19 protein-coding genes and 1 pseudogene are annotated in these 18,721 nt (G+C 61.0%); 8 read left to right on the top strand and 12 right to left on the bottom strand.

The features are described from left to right. Positions 1 to 387 precede the first annotated feature (387 nt). Both leuC and leuD read left to right on the top strand, forming a co-directional pair. Complete coding sequence (leuC, locus tag HT737_RS06385) at positions 388 to 1,806, top strand: 3-isopropylmalate dehydratase large subunit (protein WP_182401886.1); 1,419 nt, start codon at positions 388 to 390, stop codon at positions 1,804 to 1,806. A gap of 41 nt (positions 1,807 to 1,847) precedes the next feature. Continuing rightward, a complete protein-coding gene (gene leuD / locus HT737_RS06380; RefSeq protein ID WP_306287178.1) occupies positions 1,848 to 2,417 on the top strand; it encodes a 3-isopropylmalate dehydratase small subunit in 570 nt (189 codons plus the stop codon). Positions 2,418 to 2,540: 123 nt separating this feature from the next. Here the strand turns inward: leuD and HT737_RS06375 are convergent, their stop codons facing one another. From HT737_RS06375 to soxR, 4 genes are all read right to left on the bottom strand, one after another. Next, on the bottom strand, positions 2,541 to 3,434 hold the full coding sequence (locus tag HT737_RS06375; RefSeq protein ID WP_374011140.1) for a LysR substrate-binding domain-containing protein: 894 nt from the start codon (positions 3,432 to 3,434) through the stop codon (positions 2,541 to 2,543). A gap of 81 nt (positions 3,435 to 3,515) precedes the next feature. Next, a complete protein-coding gene (locus tag HT737_RS06370; RefSeq protein ID WP_182401883.1) occupies positions 3,516 to 4,391 on the bottom strand; it encodes an alpha/beta fold hydrolase in 876 nt (291 codons plus the stop codon). A 239-nt stretch (positions 4,392 to 4,630) separates the two neighbouring features. Further along, positions 4,631 to 5,089 carry a VOC family protein gene (locus HT737_RS06365; protein ID WP_182401881.1) on the bottom strand — a complete coding sequence of 153 codons (459 nt, stop codon included), beginning with the start codon at positions 5,087 to 5,089 and terminating at the stop codon, positions 4,631 to 4,633. A 104-nt stretch (positions 5,090 to 5,193) separates the two neighbouring features. Then, positions 5,194 to 5,643 carry a redox-sensitive transcriptional activator SoxR gene (soxR, locus tag HT737_RS06360; RefSeq protein ID WP_182401880.1) on the bottom strand — a complete coding sequence of 150 codons (450 nt, stop codon included), beginning with the start codon at positions 5,641 to 5,643 and terminating at the stop codon, positions 5,194 to 5,196. A 91-nt stretch (positions 5,644 to 5,734) separates the two neighbouring features. On the opposite strand from soxR, the gene HT737_RS06355 reads away from it, so the two are divergent. After that, positions 5,735 to 6,100 (top strand): antibiotic biosynthesis monooxygenase, encoded by a 366-nt coding sequence (locus HT737_RS06355; RefSeq protein WP_041069765.1) that lies wholly within the window; start codon positions 5,735 to 5,737, stop codon positions 6,098 to 6,100. Here HT737_RS06355 and HT737_RS06350 read toward each other — a convergent pair. The 4 genes from HT737_RS06350 to msuE form a co-directional block, all read right to left on the bottom strand. After that, the gene (locus HT737_RS06350; protein WP_182401879.1) at positions 6,097 to 7,200 is read right to left on the bottom strand and encodes a sigma-54-dependent Fis family transcriptional regulator; all 1,104 of its coding nucleotides are present in this window, start codon (positions 7,198 to 7,200) and stop codon (positions 6,097 to 6,099) included. The two genes, HT737_RS06355 and HT737_RS06350, sit on opposite strands and share 4 nt — an antisense overlap. Positions 7,201 to 7,225: 25 nt before the next feature. After that, positions 7,226 to 8,413, bottom strand: a complete 1,188-nt coding sequence (locus tag HT737_RS06345) for an acyl-CoA dehydrogenase family protein (RefSeq protein ID WP_182401878.1) — start codon at positions 8,411 to 8,413, stop codon at positions 7,226 to 7,228. Positions 8,414 to 8,536: 123 nt separating this feature from the next. Next, positions 8,537 to 9,682, bottom strand: a complete 1,146-nt coding sequence (gene ssuD, locus HT737_RS06340; RefSeq protein ID WP_182401877.1) for an FMNH2-dependent alkanesulfonate monooxygenase — start codon at positions 9,680 to 9,682, stop codon at positions 8,537 to 8,539. Positions 9,683 to 9,692: 10 nt separating this feature from the next. Continuing rightward, complete coding sequence (msuE, locus tag HT737_RS06335) at positions 9,693 to 10,256, bottom strand: FMN reductase (protein ID WP_047295330.1); 564 nt, start codon at positions 10,254 to 10,256, stop codon at positions 9,693 to 9,695. Positions 10,257 to 10,649: 393 nt separating this feature from the next. On the opposite strand from msuE, the gene HT737_RS06330 reads away from it, so the two are divergent. The 4 genes and pseudogenes from HT737_RS06330 to HT737_RS06315 all read left to right on the top strand — a co-directional run bounded on the left by HT737_RS06330 (position 10,650) and on the right by HT737_RS06315 (position 14,862). Continuing rightward, positions 10,650 to 10,907 (top strand): hypothetical protein, encoded by a 258-nt coding sequence (locus HT737_RS06330; RefSeq protein WP_047295328.1) that lies wholly within the window; start codon positions 10,650 to 10,652, stop codon positions 10,905 to 10,907. Positions 10,908 to 11,009: 102 nt separating this feature from the next. Beyond that, complete coding sequence (locus HT737_RS06325) at positions 11,010 to 11,624, top strand: LysE family translocator (RefSeq protein ID WP_041069783.1); 615 nt, start codon at positions 11,010 to 11,012, stop codon at positions 11,622 to 11,624. A 205-nt stretch (positions 11,625 to 11,829) separates the two neighbouring features. Next, positions 11,830 to 12,996 (top strand): aminotransferase class V-fold PLP-dependent enzyme, encoded by a 1,167-nt coding sequence (locus HT737_RS06320; protein WP_182401876.1) that lies wholly within the window; start codon positions 11,830 to 11,832, stop codon positions 12,994 to 12,996. Positions 12,997 to 13,052: 56 nt separating this feature from the next. Next, positions 13,053 to 14,862 (top strand): annotated as a pseudogene (locus HT737_RS06315) (aminopeptidase P family protein). A 44-nt stretch (positions 14,863 to 14,906) separates the two neighbouring features. On the opposite strand, the gene HT737_RS06310 reads toward HT737_RS06315, so the two are convergent. Together HT737_RS06310 and HT737_RS06305 are read right to left on the bottom strand one after the other, a co-directional pair. After that, a complete protein-coding gene (locus HT737_RS06310; protein WP_182401875.1) occupies positions 14,907 to 15,503 on the bottom strand; it encodes a 2-hydroxychromene-2-carboxylate isomerase in 597 nt (198 codons plus the stop codon). A 40-nt stretch (positions 15,504 to 15,543) separates the two neighbouring features. Further along, complete coding sequence (locus HT737_RS06305; RefSeq protein ID WP_047295320.1) at positions 15,544 to 16,275, bottom strand: SDR family oxidoreductase; 732 nt, start codon at positions 16,273 to 16,275, stop codon at positions 15,544 to 15,546. A 92-nt stretch (positions 16,276 to 16,367) separates the two neighbouring features. Here HT737_RS06305 and HT737_RS06300 point away from each other — a divergent pair, with 92 nt between their 5' ends. Further along, positions 16,368 to 16,946: a TetR/AcrR family transcriptional regulator gene (locus HT737_RS06300; protein ID WP_182401873.1), complete on the top strand. Its 579-nt coding sequence runs from the start codon at positions 16,368 to 16,370 to the stop codon at positions 16,944 to 16,946. Between the two features lies 1 nt (position 16,947). Here HT737_RS06300 and HT737_RS06295 read toward each other — a convergent pair whose 3' ends face one another. Both HT737_RS06295 and rhtA read right to left on the bottom strand, forming a co-directional pair. Continuing rightward, a complete protein-coding gene (locus tag HT737_RS06295; protein ID WP_041069802.1) occupies positions 16,948 to 17,229 on the bottom strand; it encodes a hypothetical protein in 282 nt (93 codons plus the stop codon). 168 nt (positions 17,230 to 17,397) lie between these two features. Continuing rightward, positions 17,398 to 18,285 (bottom strand): threonine/homoserine exporter RhtA, encoded by an 888-nt coding sequence (gene rhtA / locus HT737_RS06290; RefSeq protein WP_121186429.1) that lies wholly within the window; start codon positions 18,283 to 18,285, stop codon positions 17,398 to 17,400. Positions 18,286 to 18,721: the final 436 nt, after the last annotated feature.

Raw genomic sequence — 18,721 nt, 5'->3', positions numbered from 1 at the left:
GAAAGGGCACGCGGCTACGGGCTTCGCAGCGCGGGTGTCCGCAAAAAGGCGCGGTCGTGGCGGTTGCCTGTGCGAACGGCCTGCATCTCTATAGGACGGATGAGCCGGACAAATCCCGAAAGGTGATATGAAAGTAAATGTTTCGCACTTCGCAGGGGGCGACGACATCCCCCTGTAGGAGCTGCGGCACGCTGCGATCTTTTGATCTTGATCTTTAAACAACAGATCCAAAGATCGCAGCCTCGTTGCACTCGACAGCTCCTACAGGATTTTTGCGGGCAGGCGATCAAACACGATTCATGAATGGCGCTCTCACTGTCGGGCAATTGATGGCCGGTTCGCGCTCCTTATGATGGAAAGCACTGGATTTCCCGAGTGAGCCCCCTGATGAGCCCCAGAACCCTCTACGACAAACACATCGATTCGCACACCGTGTGCCGCCTCGACGATCAGGGCCATGTGCTGCTGTATATCGATCGCCAGGTGATCAACGAATACACCAGCCCGCAGGCGTTCAGCGGTCTGCGCGCCGCCGGGCGCAAGGTCTGGCGGCCGGGCACGGCGCTGGCGGTGGTCGATCACGTCAATCCGACCACGCCGCAACGGGCGGCGGCGATGCCCGATGCCGGCGGTGCGCGGCAGGTGGCGTATCTGGCGCAAAACTGCCGGGACTTCGGCATCGAACTGCTGGATATCCTCGACAAACGTCAGGGCATCGAGCATGTGATCGCCCCGGAGCAGGGCTTCATTCTGCCGGGCATGGTCATCGCCGCGGGCGACAGCCACACCACCACCTACGGTGCGCTGGGGGCGTTCGGGTTTGGCATTGGCACCTCGGAAATCGAGCACCTGCTGGCCTCGCAAACGCTGGTCTACAAACGCCTGAAAAGCCTGCGCGTGACGGTGGAGGGTGAGCTGGCGCCAGGGCTGACGTCGAAGGACTTGATCATGGCGCTGATCGGTCGCATCGGTGCGTCGGGCGCCACTGGCTATGCGATCGAGTTCTGCGGTTCGACCATTGATGCGCTGAGCGTCGAAGCGCGGATGACCATTTGCAACATGGCGGTCGAAGCCGGTGCACGCGGTGCGTTCATGGCGCCGGACGAAAAAGTCTTTGCTTATCTCAACGGCAAACCCCGCGCACCGCAAGGCGTGCTGTGGGCGCGGGGCATGGAAAAGTGGCGTGAACTGCGCAGCGATCCCGGCGCCGTGTTCGACCGCGAAATCCATCTCGACGCCAGTCTGCTGGAGCCGATGGTCACCTGGGGCACCAGCCCCGATCAGGCGGCTGCGATTGGCGCGCAGGTGCCGGACCCGCAAAGCATCGACGATCCGATCCTGCGTCAGGACATGCGCCGCGCCCTGCATTACATGGGCCTGGAGGCGGGCATGGCGCTGCGCGATATTGTCATCAGTCACGCGTTTATCGGCTCCTGCACCAACGCGCGGATCGAGGATCTGCGTGACGCCGCCAGCGTTGTGCGCGGGCGGCGGGTGGCCGGGCATGTGCGGGCGATGATCGTGCCCGGTTCCAGCGAAGTGCGCGCTCAGGCCGAGGCTGAAGGGCTGGCGCAGATCTTTATCGACGCCGGGTTTGAATGGCGTCAGTCCGGTTGCTCGATGTGCCTGGCGATGAACGATGACGTGCTCGCGCCCGGCGACCGTTGCGCCTCCAGCACCAACCGCAATTTCGAAGGCCGCCAGGGTGCCGGGGCGCGTACGCACCTGATGAGCCCGGCGATGGTCGCCGCCGCCGCGATCAGCGGCCACCTCACCGACATCCGCCACTTTGGAGAACGTCCATGAGTCTGCAACCCTTCACGCAAGTCAGCGGCTAGGCCGCGCCGCTGCTCGCGGCCAACGTCGACACTGACGTGATCATGCCCAAGCAGTTTCTCAAGGGGATCGACCGTCAGGGACTGGATCGTGGGCTGTTTTTCGATCTGCGCTTTCTCGCCGACGGTACGCCCAACCCGGAATTCGTGTTGAACCAGCCAGCCTGGCAGGGCGCGAGTTTTCTGGTGGTCGGGGCGAATTTCGGCTGCGGTTCCAGCCGCGAACACGCGGTGTGGGGGCTGCAGCAAATGGGCATTCGCGCGCTGATCGGCAGCCGTTTCGCCGGGATCTTCTTCGACAACTGCCAGCGCAACGGGGTGTTGCTGATCACGCTGGATGAGGCGCAGGTGCAGCGCATTGGCCGGTTGGTGAGTCAGCCTGAAACGGCGCAGATCAGTGTGGATCTGGAGACGCAGCAGATTCGTCTGGCGGACGGTGAAGTCATCGATTTCCAGATTGACGGCTTGCGCAAGACCGCGCTGTTGCTGGGGCTGGATGCGATTGGCAGTACCTTGCAGCGGCGAGCGCAGATCGAGGCGTTCGAGCGCGAACACCTGGCCGCCAACCCATGGCTGGCCTGACACCCCTTTGACCCTGTGGGAGCTGGCTTGCCAGCGATGAGGCCAGCACATCCAACATTTATATTGGCTGAGCTGACGCCTTCGCTGGCAAGCCAGCTCCCACGGGGTTTTGTGGTGTTCCGGCTACAGAGAAAGATCCTTGAAATGCCCCTGCAAAAACTCCACACACGCCCGCAGCTTTCCGGAGTTGGCCAGCCGCGTCGGGTACACCGCCCAGACATTGGCGCTCTGGCTGTAATCGGCCAGCACCGGCAGCAGTCGGCCCTGTTCCAGCAACGGTTTCACATCCCACAATGAGCGCAGCAACACCCCGCGTCCGTCGAGCGCCCATTGCAGGACGATTTCGCCGTTGTTGGACGACAGCGGCCCACTGACGCGCACGCTTTCCTGCGTGCCGTCACGATCCAGATGCCAGATGCCGAACGCGTTGTCGCGCTCCTTGATCACCAGACAATCGTGTTGTTGCAGATCGTCCAGGGACTGCGGTGTACCTCGGCGTTCAAGGTATCCGGGCGCAGCGCACAGCACCCGGCGGTTGCTCACCAGTTGCCGGCCGATGTGCTGACCGGGCAGGTCGTCGCCGACGCGGATTTCCAGATCGAAACCTTCGTTGACGATGTCCACCGCGCGGTCGAACAGGTCCAGGCGAATCTGCAATTGCGGGTGCCGTTCCGCCAGCAGCGAAACCGCAGGCGCCACATGATTACGGCCAAAACCGAAACTGCTGCAGATGTGCAGGCGCCCGCGTGGGCTGTCGTGGGCGTCGGCCAGATCGTCATGCAGTTGCTGGAAATCATCGAGGATGCGCAAAGCCCAGCGCTGCACCCGCTCGCCGTCCTCGGTCAGCGACAAGCGGCGACTGGTGCGGTGCAGCAGGCGGGTGCCGAGGGTCGATTCGAGAATCTGGATGCGTTTGCTGACGTAGGCCGGGCTCAGGCCCAGCTCATCGGCGGCGGCTGCGAAGCCGTTCTTGCGGATCACGGTCAGCAGCACCCGCAGGTCTTCGGGCAGGGGCACGGGGTCTTGGTTCCGGGGACATGTGGGGGCGGGCACTGGCGGCACAAGCCGCCAGCATAGCATCGGTGGGGAACGCTCGATTCAGCGCAGGAAATCCAGCGCTTCGGCGAGCAATAGTTCGGGCACTTCTTCGGCCAGATAATGCCCGGCCGGCAGCGCCTTGCCACTGACGTTGGTTGCCACGTGCTGCCATTCCTTGAGCGGGTCGAAGCAGCGCCCGACCGTGCCTTGCGCGCCCCACAGCACCCGCAGCGGCAGGTCAAGATGATGGCCGGCAGCGAGGTCGGCCCGGTCATGTTCCAGGTCGATGCTGGCGCTGGCGCGGTAGTCCTCGCAAATGCCGCGGGCGCTGCCGGGACGTTGCAGACAACGCAGGTATTCGCTGAACGCTGGCCCGGTAAACGGCGTGAGCCCGGCGCTGCGGCTGCCCATGACGCTGCGCAGATAGCCTTCGGGATCGGCTTCGATCAGGGTTTCCGGCAACGGCGCCGGGCGGATCAGGAAGAACCAGTGCCAATAGGCGCGGGCAAAGGCCTCGTTGGTCTGCGTGTACATCGCCAGGGTCGGGGCGATGTCCAGCAGCATCATCCGTTGCACCGCAGCGCGGTGGTCGAGGGCCAGGCGATGGGCGACCCGCGCGCCACGGTCGTGGGCCAGCACCGAAAACTGTTCGAAGCCCAGCGCCTGCATCAACTCGAGGTTGTCCCTGGCCATTTCGCGTTTTGAGTAATGACGATGCTGTTCATCGGCAGCCGGCCAGGCGCTGTCGCCGTATCCGCGCAGGTCGGCGGCGACCACGGTGAAATGCTCCGCCAACTGCTCGGCAATCTTGTGCCAGATCACATGGGTCTGCGGGTGTCCGTGCAACAGCAACAGGCCCGGGCCGCTGCCGCCGAGGCGGTAGGCGATGTCGACACCGTTGATGTGGCGCTGGTCTTTGCTGAATCCGGCAAACATCGGGCTGATCCTTGTTCAGGTGCGGGTGGGATGCATCCTGAAAGTGTTCGGCATGCGGGGCAAGGGTTGAAGCGTGGTGTGGTGGTTCATGAAGTGTGATGTATGTCGCCAGGGCTGGCCCCTTCGCGGGCAAGCCCGCTCCCACAGTGTTTTTCTGTGTGACACCCATCGTGTAAACACCAAAGATCTCTGTGGGAGCGGGCTTGCCCGCGAAGAGGCCAGCCCAGCCCCTGAAAATCTCAACCCTGCTGAAACATCTCCATCGCCCGCTGCCTGATCTGCTCCTCGGTCAGGTCCTCCTTGCGCGTCGCCAGAAACCACAGATGCCCATAAGGATCTTTCAGCGTCCCGCTGCGATCACCATAAAACTGATCCTTGACCTCGGACACCGCTTGCGCCCCGGCCTCCAGTGCCCGCTGAAAGGATTTGTCGACATCGGTGACATACAGATGCAGACCGACCGACACGGCATGGTCCGGGCCGCTCAATGGCCCTTGATCGCACGGTGTGCCGAGCATGATCGCGCTGTCGCCAATGCGCAGCTCGGCGTGGCCGATACGGCCGTCCGGCATGTCCAGGCGCATGACCACCGTGGCGCCGAAGGCTTTTTTATAGAATTCGATGGCATCGGCAGCCTTGAGAATGCCGAGGTACGGGGTAATGCTGTGATACCCCTCGGAAATGGGTTTGACGCTCATGACGTTCTCCCTGTTCTTTGTTTTGCGAGGTAGGGCTCCACCGGATTTGTGGAAAATTCACTATAGAACTGTCTGCGCGGGCAGAATTTTTCCCCGACGAGCCGTCAGCCGAGAAAGTGCGCCCCCGGCCCTTTCTCACCGAGCACATCGCCCTGGTTGCGCAACGGGCAAGCTTCCATCGACAGACAGCCGCAGCCGATGCAGCCGGTAAGCCGGTCACGCAACAGGATCAGTTGATTAATCCGTTCATCCAGCTCGCGGCGCCATTGCTCGGAGAGGATTTTCCAGTCCGCTGCGGTTGGTGCGCGGTCGTCGGGGAGTCTCTTCAGCGCCTCGCCAATCTCCGCCAGCGGAATACCCAGGCGTTGCGCGACCTTGATCAACGCTACTCGGCGCAAGACCGCCCGTGGATAACGGCGCTGATTGCCGGCATTGCGCTGGCTGGTGATCAGGCCTTTGGCTTCATAAAAATGCAGGGCAGTGACCGCGACACCGCTGCGCGCGGCGACTTCGCCGACGGTGAGCTGTTTGTGCAGGTTTTCCGGAGTGATCATTTGCAAAGGACTCTTGACCTTGACTTAACTAGAGGTTTTACCCTGCAGGCCTTCGAGTCGCAAGACTCGGCTTAATCAGTGGGGACTTCTCATGCAAACCTCAGCGAAAAATCGCAGCTTTACCCAATTGATCGAATTCGAGATCGAGCCGCGTCAGCAGCCGGCATTGGTTTGTGCGCTGTCGCAGCAGAGCGAACATCTGGCGCAGCGCTACGCAGGCTTTGTCAGCGCCAGTGTCCAGGTCAGCGACGACGGTCGGCGGGTGCTGAGCTTGCTGCAATGGCAAAGCCGCGAAGCCGGGGAGGCGGCGTTCTGTCGCTATGAAAGCGGCGAGCAGGATTTCTGGCAGCTGATCCGCGCCCATCAGGCGAAAACCGTGACCTTCAATTCGTTTCAGGTGTTGAGCAGCATCGCCCGCAGCCATGACGATGCGCTGCACTGCAACCTGGTCGGCTAGATCGACAACTGGATCAGGCGTTCACCGCGCAGGTTCTCCGTGAGCCGCCGCTTGTTCACCGCCAGTTCGCCGATCTTGATCAGCCGTGTGCGCGTGACGTTGCGGCTCAGACCGAGCAGCGCGGCGGTGTGCACCTGGTTGTAATGGCAGAAGCGATAGGCGGCGCGCAGCAAGGCGTCTTCGACCTTTTCGTGGAGGGCGCCGGCCTGTTGCTCGAAGAGCTTCTGGAAGGCTCGCTCCAGCAACGCTTCCGGTGAATCGTCGGTGTTTGACTGCTGATCGTCCGGGCGCTCGATGCGCAGGTTGGACAGGCGCAGATCGTCGCGCTCGATCACGCCGTTGCGGCAGATCAACAGGGTGTGATGGATGACGTTTTCCAGTTCGCGGATGTTCCCCGGCCAACTGTAGCTGCGCAGTTTCTGTTCGGCACCGGGGCTGATACTGACCCGTCCGTAACCCAGGCGCTGGCTGTAGGCCTCGATGAAATGCCGGGTCAGCGGCAGGATGTCGCCGGGCCGTTCGCGCAGCGGACTGAGTTCCAGATTGACCACGTTCAACCGGTAGAACAGGTCTTCGCGGAAGTTGCCGGCATTGATCGCTTTCTCCAGTTGCACGTTGGTCGCGGCCAGTACCCGCACATCGATCGGAATGCTTTTGCGCGAACCGAGGCGCACCACTTCGCGTTCCTGCAACACCCGCAGCAACTTGACCTGAATCGCCATCGGCAAATCGCCGATTTCGTCGAGGAACAAAGTGCCGCCGTCCGCCTCTTCGAACCAGCCGGCCTTGGCGCCGAGCGCGCCGGTGAAAGCGCCTTTTTCATGGCCGAACAGCTCGGCTTCCACCAGTGATTCGGAGAAGGCGCCGCAGTTGACTGCGACAAACGGCCGATGCCGGCGGTGGCTCAGGTTGTGAATATGCCGCGCCACCAGTTCCTTGCCGGTGCCGGTCTCGCCGATGATCAGCACGCTGGCTTCGCTCGGCGCGACCTGTTGCAGATGCGCCAGCAAGGCCTGGGATTTCGGGTCTTCGAAGACCTGCGCGGTGGCGCGGATCGACGTCGCCAGAGCGGGTGAGGGCGGAAGGGTCAGCAGTTGCATGGGACTCGCTCCATTAAAGGCAAGATCAGGAATAGAACGTCGGCACCGGCAGCGCCTGGTTCAGCGCCCAGTCGCCCAGCTCGTGGAGTTTGTAATCGAGCGGGTCGTGCAGAGTCTGCGTGCGCAGGTTGCGCCAGTGTCGGTCGAGACGCAGCGAGGCGTGGGTTGAACGCGCGCCGGTGACTTCGAACAAACGGCTGCAGATGTCCAGTCCCTGACGACTGGCGGCGACCTTGGCGGTGGCAATCGCCGTGGCCAGATGTCCACGTTCTTCTGCGGTCAGGTTCGGGCCTTTGGCCCAGGCCTCGTCGAGCAGCGCGGCGGCCCGCTCGACCAGCAGACGAATGCCTTCCAGTGCGACCCAGAACTCGCCGTAATGCGCGAGCACGTACGGATCTTCACGCACGTCGCGGGCGGCGGATTTGTGCCAGAGCCGGGTTTCGCTCAGCGTGTACTGGCGCGCTTCCTCAAACGCACCTTCGGCGATCCCGAGAAACAGATGGGTGAAGGTCAGTTGCGCGATCAGCGGACGCAGGCAGGCGAACGGCGTGCTCAACGGGCCGGGATCAAGCAGCAGCTCGGATTCTTCGACCCGCACCCGTTCGAACGTGGCGCTGCCGCTGTCGGTCTGGCGCTGGCCGATGTTGTTCCAGTCGTCGTGCAGAGTGATGCCGCTGCGACCGCTGGGGATCGCCGCAATCAGCAACTTGCCGCCTGCACTTTCGTCGACGGCGGAAGCGATCAACATCTGCGAATCGCTGGCGCCGGAGCAGAAGCTTTTCTTCCCGGAAAACTCGCGCCAGCCGCCGAAGTCCTTGACCACAGTGCGGGTGTCGAGCGGGTTGAGGGCGTTACCCCAGAACCAGTTCTGCCGCGCGGTCTGTTCGAACCATGGCTGCCATTGTTCGGGCCGCGAGAACAGGCGCACGGTGGCAAGCATCAGGTGATGAAAGCCGAAGACGTGGGCGACGGAACTGTCGACCTTGGCGAACTCGCGCACGACTTGCAGGGTTTCGCTCCATGTCGCGCCGAGGCCGCCGTAACGGGTGGGAATGCTCAGCGCCAGCAGGCCGCTGTCGCGCAGGGCATCGCGTTCGGCCTTCGGCGTACCGCCGCGCTCGTCACGCTCGACGGCGGTCAGGGCGAATTCGGCGGCCAGTTGACGCGCGGTCTGCAGCGGGGAGAGCAGGGTGCTTTGTGGTTTGGCGGTCACACCAAAACTCCTATGTTCTACAACTTCCGTGTAGGAGCTGCCGAAGGTGCGATCTGTTTGATTTGATTTTTTACAAGCAAGATCAACAGATCGCAGCCTTCGGCAGCTCCTACAGTGGACGTTTTAGGCCTTTGCCTGGGTGGGCAACACATCGTTGGCAATCATTTCGCCAAACGGCCCGGTGAGGTTGGTCACGCCGCGTCCGGCCAGGCTCGCGTAGGGTTCCGGCAGCAGCGGGAACACCAGTTCGGCAAAGCGATAAGCTTCTTCCAGGTGCGGATAACCGGAAAAGATGAAGCTCTCGATACCGAGGTCGGCGTACTCCTTGATCCGCGCGGCCACTTGCTGCGGATCGCCCACCAGCGCGGTACCGGCACCGCCGCGTACCAGACCGACGCCGGCCCACAGGTTGGGGGCGATTTCCAGGTTGTCGCGACGCCCGTCGTGCAACGCTGCCATGCGCCGCTGGCCTTCGGAGTCGAAGCGCGAGAAGGATTTCTGCGCGGCCTCGATGGTCTCGTCGCTGATGTGCTCGATCAGTTTGTCCGCCGCTTTCCATGCTTCTTCGGCGGTCTCGCGGACGATCACATGCAGGCGAATCCCGAACTTCACCCTGCGCCCATGCCGCGCGGCGCGTTCACGCACATCGGCGAGTTTTTCGGCAACGGCGGCGGGCGGTTCGCCCCAGGTCAGATACACGTCGACTTGCTCGGCAGCGAGGTCATGTGCCGCGTCGGACGAGCCACCGAAATACAGCGGCGGATAGGGCTTCTGCACTGGCGGATAAAGGGCCTTGGCGTTCTGTACTTTCAGGTGTTTGCCTTCGAAATCCACCGATTCGCCTTGCAACACCCGGCGCCAGATCTTGAGGAATTCGTCGGTGACTTCGTAGCGTTCGCTGTGGCTGAGGAAGCTGCCGTCGCCACGGTTTTCGTCGGGGTCGCCGCCGGTCACCACGTTGATCAGCAGGCGGCCGTTGGACAGTCGATCGAGCGTCGCCGCCATGCGCGCCGAAACGGTGGGCGAAATGATCCCCGGACGGATCGCTACCAGATAACGCAGGCGCTCGGTCAAAGGCACCAGCGCCGAAGCGATCACCCACGAGTCTTCGCAGGAGCGCCCGGTGGGAATCAGCACGCCGTGGTAGCCGAGGCTGTCGGCGGCTTGCGCCACTTGTTTCAGGTAATTCAGGGTGACCGGGCGCGCGCCTTGGGTGGTGCCCAGGTAATGCCCGTCGCCGTGGGTCGGCAGGAACCAGAAAACATCCATGAACAGCTCCTTAAGCGATTTTCAGCAACGGTTTGATTTGCGTGCCGAACAGCGGCGCGGCGCGTTCGGCGGCCAGGCGAATGCGCGCTTTCAGCGGTTCGCTGGTGATCTGGTAGTCGGCGAAATCGGCCTCGGTGGCATAGACCCCGATGGGCAGGGTCACGGCCTGGAAGAAACTGAACAGCGGCCGCAACTGGTGATCCAGCACCAGCGCATGGCGCTCACTGCCCCCGGTGGCAGCGAGCAGTACCGGGGTGTCGATCAGCGCGTTGAGGTCGATCAGGTCAAACAGATGCTTGAGCAGGCCCGGGTAGGAACCGCGATACACCGGCGCGGCGACGATCAGCAGATCCGCCTGTTCGATGGCTTGCAGTTCGGCCTCGACCTCGGTGTTCAGCTCCTGACGCGACAGGGCACTACCCAACGGCCGGGCGATGTCACCGAGTTCGATCAGATGACTCTCGACCGGCAAGTGTCCGGCCAGTTCGGCCAACAGCGCTTGGGTCAGTACCAGCGTGCGCGATGGACGCCAGGTGCCGCCGGAGAGGGCGACGACTTTCAGGGGACGCGACATGATCAGTTCCTTTTTTTCAACAGTTGCTCAGCGAGCAGTGAGTCAGTGCCAAGGCTTGAGCAAGCGCTGTACCAATTCCTGAGAGGCCCGGTTTTATTGGGCCTGAGCGCTCTGGCGTAAGTCGGTTGTGCGGATATCAGGCGGGTTTGTTGATCTGCTGTTGCCTGGGCAACAGTTGCTGGAGCAACAGTTGTTCGCCGTGTGCAGGGATTTATAGCGACTGCTGTTTATTCCGTAAAAGAACGTTAATCGATATTTATAGATCATTTGGAGATATAGCGACGATACAGCTGAAATCCTGATAGCCACTATTGAACGCGTTGATTTTTGCCCGGACGGGCGCGGGCGTAGCCTTTGTCCATCGACTACCACCGCCCCGCCAGGACGCTCCCCATGAATCATTTACTGACTGTTTCGCTGTTGCTCGCTGTCTCCGTACTCGCCGGTTGCGCGACCCACGTTTCCCCCGAACAACGGCCTTACACCGCCGAAGAAACCCGCGAACTGGCGATGGAAGCGCTGAATCGCAGCGGCTTGTCCTTCGACGAATATCACGCGAAGAAAGCCGCACTGCTGGGCGAATCGCAATTCGACAAGAAAGCTGAAATGAGCGCCGGGCGAGCCATACAGCTGCATGGTCGTCCAAGTTAATCGAAAACTGTACTGCTCGAATTTTCGCGTAACTGTCCGTGGGTTTGCGGGCTGCCGTGCGATAGGGTCAACACCTGAATGACCCCCGACGGATTGCCCTCCATGACCCTTTCGCTTGATCTGCTGTTGGGCTTTGCCCTGTTTGCCCTTGTCACCTCGATTACACCGGGGCCGAACAACACCATGTTGCTGGCGTCGGGGGTGAACTTCGGCTTCAACCGCACCATTCCTCACATGCTCGGCATCACCTGCGGTTTCTTCGTATTGGTGGTCGCGGTGGGCTTTGGCCTGGGCGCGGTATTCCAGACATACCCGATTCTGTACACGGTGCTGCGCTATGTCGGCGCCGCGTATCTGTTGTACCTGGCGTGGAAAATCGCCCACTCGGGGCCGGTGGGCGAGGGCGTCGAAGGCGAGGCCCGGCCGATCAGCTATCTCGGCGCGGCGGCGTTCCAGTGGGTCAATCCCAAGGCCTGGATCATGGCCATCGGCGCCATCAGCACCTACACGCCGATGCAGGGTTATTTCACCAACGTGGTGGTGATTGCCGCCGTGTTTGCCATCATCAACCTGCCCAGTGTCGGCGTCTGGGCGGCGTGTGGCACGCTGTTGCGCAACGTGCTGAAGGACCCGCGCTGGTTGCGCGTGTTCAACTGGGGCATGGCGGCGCTGTTGGTGATTTCGCTGTACCCGTTACTTCTCGAAAGCTTTCACTGACGCATTGCTTCAACCGCCGGCCCGATGCCTGTTAAGCTCGGCTTCAGGAGCGTTCCTACGCACTTTTAAATGAAGTTGTTCTTCTTTAACGGCATCCGATCAGGTATTGATGACGCTCTCGAACCGACGCGCAGCTCACAAGGCTGCGTTGTGCCGTTTGCAGACACGAGCCTCCTGATCCCGGAACACGCTCTGCGAGTCTTTTATGAATAAACGTCCGCTGTATTTCGATTACGCCGCCACCACCCCGGTGGACGAGCGAGTCATCCAGGTGATGATCGACTGTCTGGGTTTTCACGGTAACTTCGGCAACCCGGCGTCCAGTTCCCATGCCTTTGGCCAGCAGGCCCGGCAAACGGTCGAGCAGGCCCGTCGACAAGTCGCCGAACTGGTGGGCGCCGAAGCCGCGCAGATCGTCTGGACCTCCGGCGCCACCGAATCCAACAACCTCGCCCTCAAGGGCGTAGCCCAGGCGCGCGGCGTTGCCGGTGGCCACATCATTACCAGCCAGATCGAACACAAAGCCATTCTTGATACCGCCCGGCAATTGCAGGACGCCGGTGTTGCGGTGAGCTATCTGGTGCCGGATGCCGAAGGCCTGATCACCCCGCAAGCGGTCAGCGAAGCCATGCGCGACGATACCTTTCTGGTGTCGCTGATGCTGGTCAACAACGAACTCGGTACCCTCAACGATATCCCGGCCATTGGTGAAGTCGTGCGCGGCCGTGGCGCGCTGTTCCACGTCGATGCCGCGCAGGGTGCGGGCAAAGTGGCGATCGATCTGCAGCAGTGGCCGGTGGACTTGATGTCGTTTTCGGCGCACAAACTCTACGGCCCCAAGGGGATCGGCGCGTTGTATGTCGGCCCGCGCGCGCAGCAGCGTTTGCAGGCGCAGATTCATGGCGGCGGCCACGAAGGCGGGCTGCGTTCCGGGACGCTGGCGACGCATCAGATCGCCGGCATGGGCGCGGCATTCGCCTTGGCCGCTGTGGCGTTCGATGAGGAGAAAACATCCATCGTGGCGCTGCGTGAGCGCTTGCTCGAACAGTTGTCGAGCCTGCCTGGCGTGCGTCTCAACGGCAGCGCTAGCCAGCGCATCCCGCATACCCTGAGCCTGACGTTCAGCGAAGGTGAGTTCAACGGTGCAGCCTTGAGCCAGTCGATCGCCTTTTCCGCGACCTCGGCCTGTAACTCGGCGAGCAACACGCCCTCTCACGTGCTGTTGGCCCTGGGACACGATGCCCGGCTGGCCGGTCGCACCATTCGCCTGAGCCTCGGCCGTTTCACCACTGCCGACGATATCGATCAGGCGGCAGAACTGATCAAAAGCGCCTGCGCCAGTGCCCCGGCATTCTGGGCGACAGGGCTTTAACCAGCCGGTTTTCACGGCTACGAACAATAACGATGAAGTGATTGGCAGGAGACATGATGAGTACCCAGACTTTGACCGAAGGAACGGTTCCCCAGCGCCTGGCGCACACCCGTGAATTGATGCGCCGCGAAGGCATTCATGCGTTGCTGGTGCCATCGGCGGACCCGCACCTCTCGGAATACCTGCCGGGTTACTGGCAAGGGCGCCAATGGCTGTCGGGCTTTCATGGCTCGGTCGGCACGTTGATCGTGACTGCCGATTTCGCCGGGGTCTGGGCTGACAGTCGCTATTGGGAGCAGGCGACCAAGGAACTCAAGGGCAGCGGCATCGAACTGGTCAAGCTGCAACCGGGTCAGCCGAGTCCGCTGGACTGGCTCGCCGAGCAGACACCCGAAGGTGGCGTGGTCGCGGTCGACGGTGCGGTGATGGCCGTTGCCTCGGCCCGCACGTTGAGCAGCAAGCTTGAAGCCCGCGGCGCGCGTCTGCGTACCGACATCGATTTGCTGAATGAAGTCTGGGCGGACCGCCCGAGCCTGCCGAACGCGCCGATCTATCAACATCTGCCACCGCAAGCGACGGTCAGCCGTGGCGAAAAAACTCGCCAAACTGCGTGAGACCTTGCGGGAACGTGGCGCCGACTGGCACTTCATCGCCACCCTCGACGACATTGCCTGGCTGTTCAACCTGCGCGGCGGCGATGTCTCGTTCAATCCGGTGTTTGTGTCGTTCGCGTTGATCAATCAACAGCAAGCGACCCTGTTTGTGGCCTTGAGCAAAGTCGATGCCGAGTTGCGTGCAGTGCTGGAGCAGGATGGCGTGACTTTGCGCGATTACCGCGAAGTCGCCGACGCCTTGCGCGCTGTCCCAGGCGGCGCGAGCCTGCTGGTGGATCCGGCGCGGGTGACCAGCGGTTTGCTGGATAATCTGGACAAAGGCGTGAAACTGGTCGAAGGCCTGAACCCGACCACGCTCGCCAAATCGCAAAAGAGTGAGGCTGATGCGCAGCACATCCGCAAGGCCATGGAGCAGGACGGCGCGGCGTTGTGCGAATTTTTCGCCTGGCTGGAATCGGCCTTGGGTCGTGAACGCATCACCGAACTGACCATCGACGAGAAACTCACTGCTGCCCGTGAGCGTCGTCCGGATTACGTGTCGCTGAGCTTCAATACGATTGCCGCGTTTAACGCCAACGGCGCAATGCCGCACTACCACGCCACCGAAGAAGAACACGCAGTGATCGAGGGTGACGGCTTGCTGCTGATCGACTCGGGCGGCCAGTACCTGGGCGGCACTACCGACATCACCCGAATGGTGCCAGTGGGGACGCCAACGGCTGAGCAGAAGCGTGACTGCACGCGCGTACTCAAAGGCGTGATTGCTCTTTCGCGGGCGCAGTTCCCGAAAGGCATTCTGTCGCCGTTGCTCGACGCCATCGCCCGCGCACCGATCTGGGCGGAAAGCGTGGATTACGGTCACGGCACCGGTCATGGGGTCGGCTATTTCCTCAACGTTCACGAAGGCCCGCAGGTGATCGCCTATCAGGCAGCACCGGCACCGCAAACGGCGATGCAAGCGGGGATGATCACCTCGATCGAACCGGGCACTTATCGTCCGGGCCGTTGGGGCGTGCGCATCGAGAACCTGGCGATGAATCGCGAGGCGGGGAGCAGCGAGTTCGGTGAGTTCCTCAAGTTTGAAACCTTGACCCTGTGTCCGATCGACACGCGCTGCCTGGAACCGTCCTTGCTGACGCAGGAAGAGAAGCAGTGGTTCAACGCCTACCACGCTGAAGTGCGTGAGCGTCTGAGTCCGTTGCTGGAGGGCGCTGCGCTGGAGTGGCTGAACACGCGCACCGCGGCGATCTGAATGGCTGAAACCCGGGCGCTGGCGGCAATGCCCGGGTGTTGTTTCTAATCTTGACGCAGGGCTTCTTCGACGAAGTCGAGGCGGTCCTGTCCAAAGAACATCTGGTTGCCGATAAACATGCTCGGCGCGCCAAACACTCCGCGTTTAATGGCTGTTTCGGTGTTGTCCTTCAGGGCTGCCTTTACCGTCTCATCGTTGGTCAGGGCCAGAACTTCATCGGGGTCGAAGCCGTGCTCGCTCAATACCGCAGCGACAGTTGCCGGCTCATCAAGCGGGCGTCCCTCCACCCACAATGCCTTGAACAGACAATCGATAAACGCCTGAAAGCGTTCCGGTTGGCGCAGTTGGATGCCGGTGACGGCACGCATCAGCATCAGTGTGTTGATCGGAAAATGCGGATTGAATTTCAGCGGCACGCCGTAACGCTTGGCGTAGCGATCCAGATCCTGAAACATATAGCGGCCCTTTGCCGGAATCATCGCCGGCGATGCGTTGCCGGTCGCCTTGAACACGCCGCCCAGCAGCATCGGGATGTAAATCAGCTGGCTCGCGGTCTCGGCACAGATCTTCGGCAACTGGGTATAGGCCAGGTAAGTGGCAGGGCTGCCGAGATCGAAATAGAACTCCACGGTTTTCGTCATCTTCGCTGCTCTCTATTTATTGTTATGGAGGAGGTGGGGTTTACCAGCGTTCGTTCCACGGGCGCAGATCCAGTTCGAAGGTCCAGGCGTCCCGTGGCTGACTGTGCAGATACCAATAGTTTTCGGCGATGTGTTCGGGATTGAGAATACCGTCCTGATCCTTGGTCGCGTACTTCTCCGGGAAACTGTTGCGAATGAAATCGGTGTCGATGGCGCCATCTACCACCACGTGCGCGACATGGATGTTCATCGGCCCCAGCTCACGCGCCATGCTTTGCGCCAGTGCACGGATACCGTGTTTGGCGCCGGCAAACGCGGCAAATCCGGAAGCACCACGCAGTCCAGCGGTAGCGCCAGTGAACAGAATGGTGCCGCGCTGGCGCGTGACCATGCGCTTGGCCACTTCGCGGGCATTGAGAAAACCCGAGAAACAGGCCATTTCCCAGATCTTGAAATACTTGCGCGCAGTTTCTTCGAGAATGCTGCAAGGCACGTTGGCGCCGATGTTGAAGACAAACGCCTCGATCGGACCCAGGCAGGTTTCGATCTCTTCAATCAACGCGATGACGTCTTCTTCCTTGCGCGCATCGCAGGCAAAACCATGGGCTTCTCCGCCCTCGGCCGAAATCGCGTCGACCAGCGGCTGCAATTTGTCGGCACTGCGCCGGGTGACGCAAGCGACAAATCCTTCCCTGGCAAAGCGCTTGGCAATCGCTCCGCCGGTGGCATCGCCGGCACCAACGACTAATACGACCTTCTTGTTGTTATTCATGGGTGAACCCCTTTAGTAAACGATCGTTAAGTGAACGAACGTTATGCTAGGATCCGGACAACGTCAAGGCGGTCGATCAAGAGGGTAAGCACATGCGGTATTCCGCCGGTCACAAGCTGGAAACCCGAGAAAAACTGCTGAACAGCAGTGCACTGTCAGCCAAGCGTTCGGGCTTTTCCACAGTCGGTGTCGATGGTTTGATGAAGGCGATCGGCCTGAGTGGCGCGGCGTTTTATAGCCACTTCTCGTCGAAAAACGAGCTGTTCACCGCTATCGTCGAGCGCGAACTGTGTCAGAGCCTGGAGCGGCTGGGGGGGGAAGGGGCGCAGGACCGTGAGCGGCTGGAACGCTGTCTCAAGCAGTACCTGAGCATGGCTCACGTGGAGCAGCCTGAATCGGGCTGTGCCTTGCCGACGCTGGGCGCGGAAATTGCCCGTTCAGATGATCAGGTTCGCGAGCAGGCAGAGTTGTGGATTTGTCGGCTGCAAGCCAGTTGGGCGCAGATTCTGGAAAGCGACAGCCTGGCCTGGGCGATTCTGTCGCAATGCGTCGGAGCGCTGGTGGTGGCGCGGATGCTGGTGACGCCGGAGATTCAACAGACGGTATTGCAGTCCAGTCATGAGGAAATCGGGCGTCAACTGGCTGCTCGGAAAGGCGGACAGCCTGAATGATTCACTTGCAGATGACGATCATGCTGCGGCTGGTATAGCCAGCCGGATTGAGACCGAACGGGTAATCGCCTGGCTCTTCCACGGCGTCCCCGGATTTGGCGATGACCTTGTAGCCTTTGGGGGCGCAGGAATTGGCGGCGCTGGTGTAGCACTTGTCCCAAGAGGACGACAGCCCGGAACAGTTGATGTGCAGCCCTTTTTTACCGTGCTTCACCTGGGTCTTGGAGGTCGCTGCGCACCCCGCTACTGCCAATACAGCGATCAGTATCAAAATTCGTTTCATTACCGTCCTTATGGTAGCCACGAGTCTTGCGCTCGGGTCTGCCTGTATTCGCCTGCGCTTTAAGCGGTTTGATATCCCTGTCCGAAAAATCCATGTCTGGCACTGAGTCAAGGGGGCTAAACATGGCCTAAATGAACGCCAATTGCCAGACCTTCGTCAAATCCTGTCTCAATCCGCCGCAACGGCGGGCTTGGCGGTGCTGCCCATGGTCATGGTTGCCCCGACGGAGGCCAGAATAATGCAGAGGATCGCCATCCATTGTGACAGCGTGAGGTACTCCTGCAGAAACAGGAGGCCCGACAATGCGCCGAAGGCCGGTTCGATGCTCATCAAGGTACCGAAGGTGCGGGCAGGCATGCGGGTGAGGGCGACCATCTCAAGGGTATAGGGCAAAGCTGTTGAGAGGATGGCGACGCCGATGGCGATCGGGATCAGCGACGGGGTCAGCAACGCGGTGCCGGCATGCACGATGCCGATCGGCGCGACAAACAGTGCGGCGATCATCACGCCCAGAGCCGCAGTCGTCACGCCGTTGTCTGCACCAGCTTTTTGGCCGAACAGAATATACAACGCCCAGCACACGCCGGCGCCCAAGGCATAACCGGCGCCGACCAGATCAATTCCCGCTGTTGTTGCTCCCGTCGGGATCAACAACAGCAGGCCGACGGCCGCCAAGGCAATCCAGAGAAAATCGATAGCGCGGCGAGAGGCGTAAATGGCGACGGCCAGCGGACCCGTGAACTCAAGCGCGACTGCAATGCCAAGCGGTACGGTGCGCAATGACATATAGAAGAGGAAGTTCATCCCGCCCAGCGCCATTCCGTAAACGATCACTGTTCGCAGCGACTGAGCTGTCAGCCTTGCGCGCCATGGGCGCAGCAATAACAGCATGATTACGCTGGCGAAGACCAGGCGCAGAGTGGTCGTCCCTTGAGCGCCGACTACCGGGAACATGCTTTTGGCTAAAGAGGCGCCAGACTGGATGGATGCCATGGCTATTAATAAGAGGCCAACCGGGAACAGCGTTGAGGCCAGAGAGCGAGGTTGGTCAGTCATTGCGAGGCATCGTCCAAAGGTGAGAGCAGAGTATTGTTTTAGGTGTTGGGCAATATACTGCGCATTCGGAGGCATTGCGTCTATATATAGCTGGCTTTTTCGGTGTCTCGACAGAAAACTGAAATTAACGGTTGACGGCAGATTCTGGAGGTCTATAATTCGCCCCACTTCCGGCGCAGTCGAAACGGAAAACTCCTTGAAATTCAATGAGTTACGCAGTTTTCGACGGTGGGTAGCTTCAGTTCATCGAAGCCTGGAAGGAGTTGAAGGAGCGGTGATGTTTGGCTCTCTTGACGGTTCGATCTTCTCGGTCGAAAGCGGTGAAAAAGAGGTGTTGACAGCAGCGTGTAACGCTGTAGAATTCGCCTCCCGCTAACGAGAGATCGGAAGCGCAAGTGGTTGAAGTTGTTGAAGAATTCTTCGAAAGCTTCTGAAA

It is taken from the genome of Pseudomonas sp. MD195_PC81_125 (assembly GCF_014060985.1).
Lineage (GTDB): Bacteria > Pseudomonadota > Gammaproteobacteria > Pseudomonadales > Pseudomonadaceae > Aquipseudomonas > Aquipseudomonas parakoreensis.
Note: the sequence above shows the minus strand (reverse complement) of the source record. Positions and strands in the feature narration are given on the sequence as shown.

Excerpts from the sequence above, each read along its gene's own strand:
- HT737_RS06370 (WP_182401883.1), bottom strand. The coding sequence starts at position 4,391 with ATGTTTGCCGGATTCAGCAAAGACCAGCGCCACATCAACGGTGTCGAC.
- HT737_RS06325 (WP_041069783.1), top strand. The coding sequence starts at position 11,010 with ATGACCCTTTCGCTTGATCTGCTGTTGGGCTTTGCCCTGTTTGCCCTT.
- ssuD (WP_182401877.1), bottom strand. The coding sequence starts at position 9,682 with ATGGATGTTTTCTGGTTCCTGCCGACCCACGGCGACGGGCATTACCTG.
- msuE (WP_047295330.1), bottom strand. The coding sequence starts at position 10,256 with ATGTCGCGTCCCCTGAAAGTCGTCGCCCTCTCCGGCGGCACCTGGCGT.
- HT737_RS06300 (WP_182401873.1), top strand. The coding sequence starts at position 16,368 with ATGCGGTATTCCGCCGGTCACAAGCTGGAAACCCGAGAAAAACTGCTG.
- HT737_RS06330 (WP_047295328.1), top strand. The coding sequence starts at position 10,650 with ATGAATCATTTACTGACTGTTTCGCTGTTGCTCGCTGTCTCCGTACTC.
- HT737_RS06365 (WP_182401881.1), bottom strand. The coding sequence starts at position 5,089 with ATGAGCGTCAAACCCATTTCCGAGGGGTATCACAGCATTACCCCGTAC.
- HT737_RS06305 (WP_047295320.1), bottom strand. The coding sequence starts at position 16,275 with ATGAATAACAACAAGAAGGTCGTATTAGTCGTTGGTGCCGGCGATGCC.
- HT737_RS06355 (WP_041069765.1), top strand. The coding sequence starts at position 5,735 with ATGCAAACCTCAGCGAAAAATCGCAGCTTTACCCAATTGATCGAATTC.
- HT737_RS06295 (WP_041069802.1), bottom strand. The coding sequence starts at position 17,229 with ATGAAACGAATTTTGATACTGATCGCTGTATTGGCAGTAGCGGGGTGC.
- soxR (WP_182401880.1), bottom strand. The coding sequence starts at position 5,643 with ATGATCACTCCGGAAAACCTGCACAAACAGCTCACCGTCGGCGAAGTC.
- leuC (WP_182401886.1), top strand. The coding sequence starts at position 388 with ATGAGCCCCAGAACCCTCTACGACAAACACATCGATTCGCACACCGTG.
- HT737_RS06350 (WP_182401879.1), bottom strand. The coding sequence starts at position 7,200 with ATGCAACTGCTGACCCTTCCGCCCTCACCCGCTCTGGCGACGTCGATC.
- HT737_RS06320 (WP_182401876.1), top strand. The coding sequence starts at position 11,830 with ATGAATAAACGTCCGCTGTATTTCGATTACGCCGCCACCACCCCGGTG.
- rhtA (WP_121186429.1), bottom strand. The coding sequence starts at position 18,285 with ATGACTGACCAACCTCGCTCTCTGGCCTCAACGCTGTTCCCGGTTGGC.
- HT737_RS06310 (WP_182401875.1), bottom strand. The coding sequence starts at position 15,503 with ATGACGAAAACCGTGGAGTTCTATTTCGATCTCGGCAGCCCTGCCACT.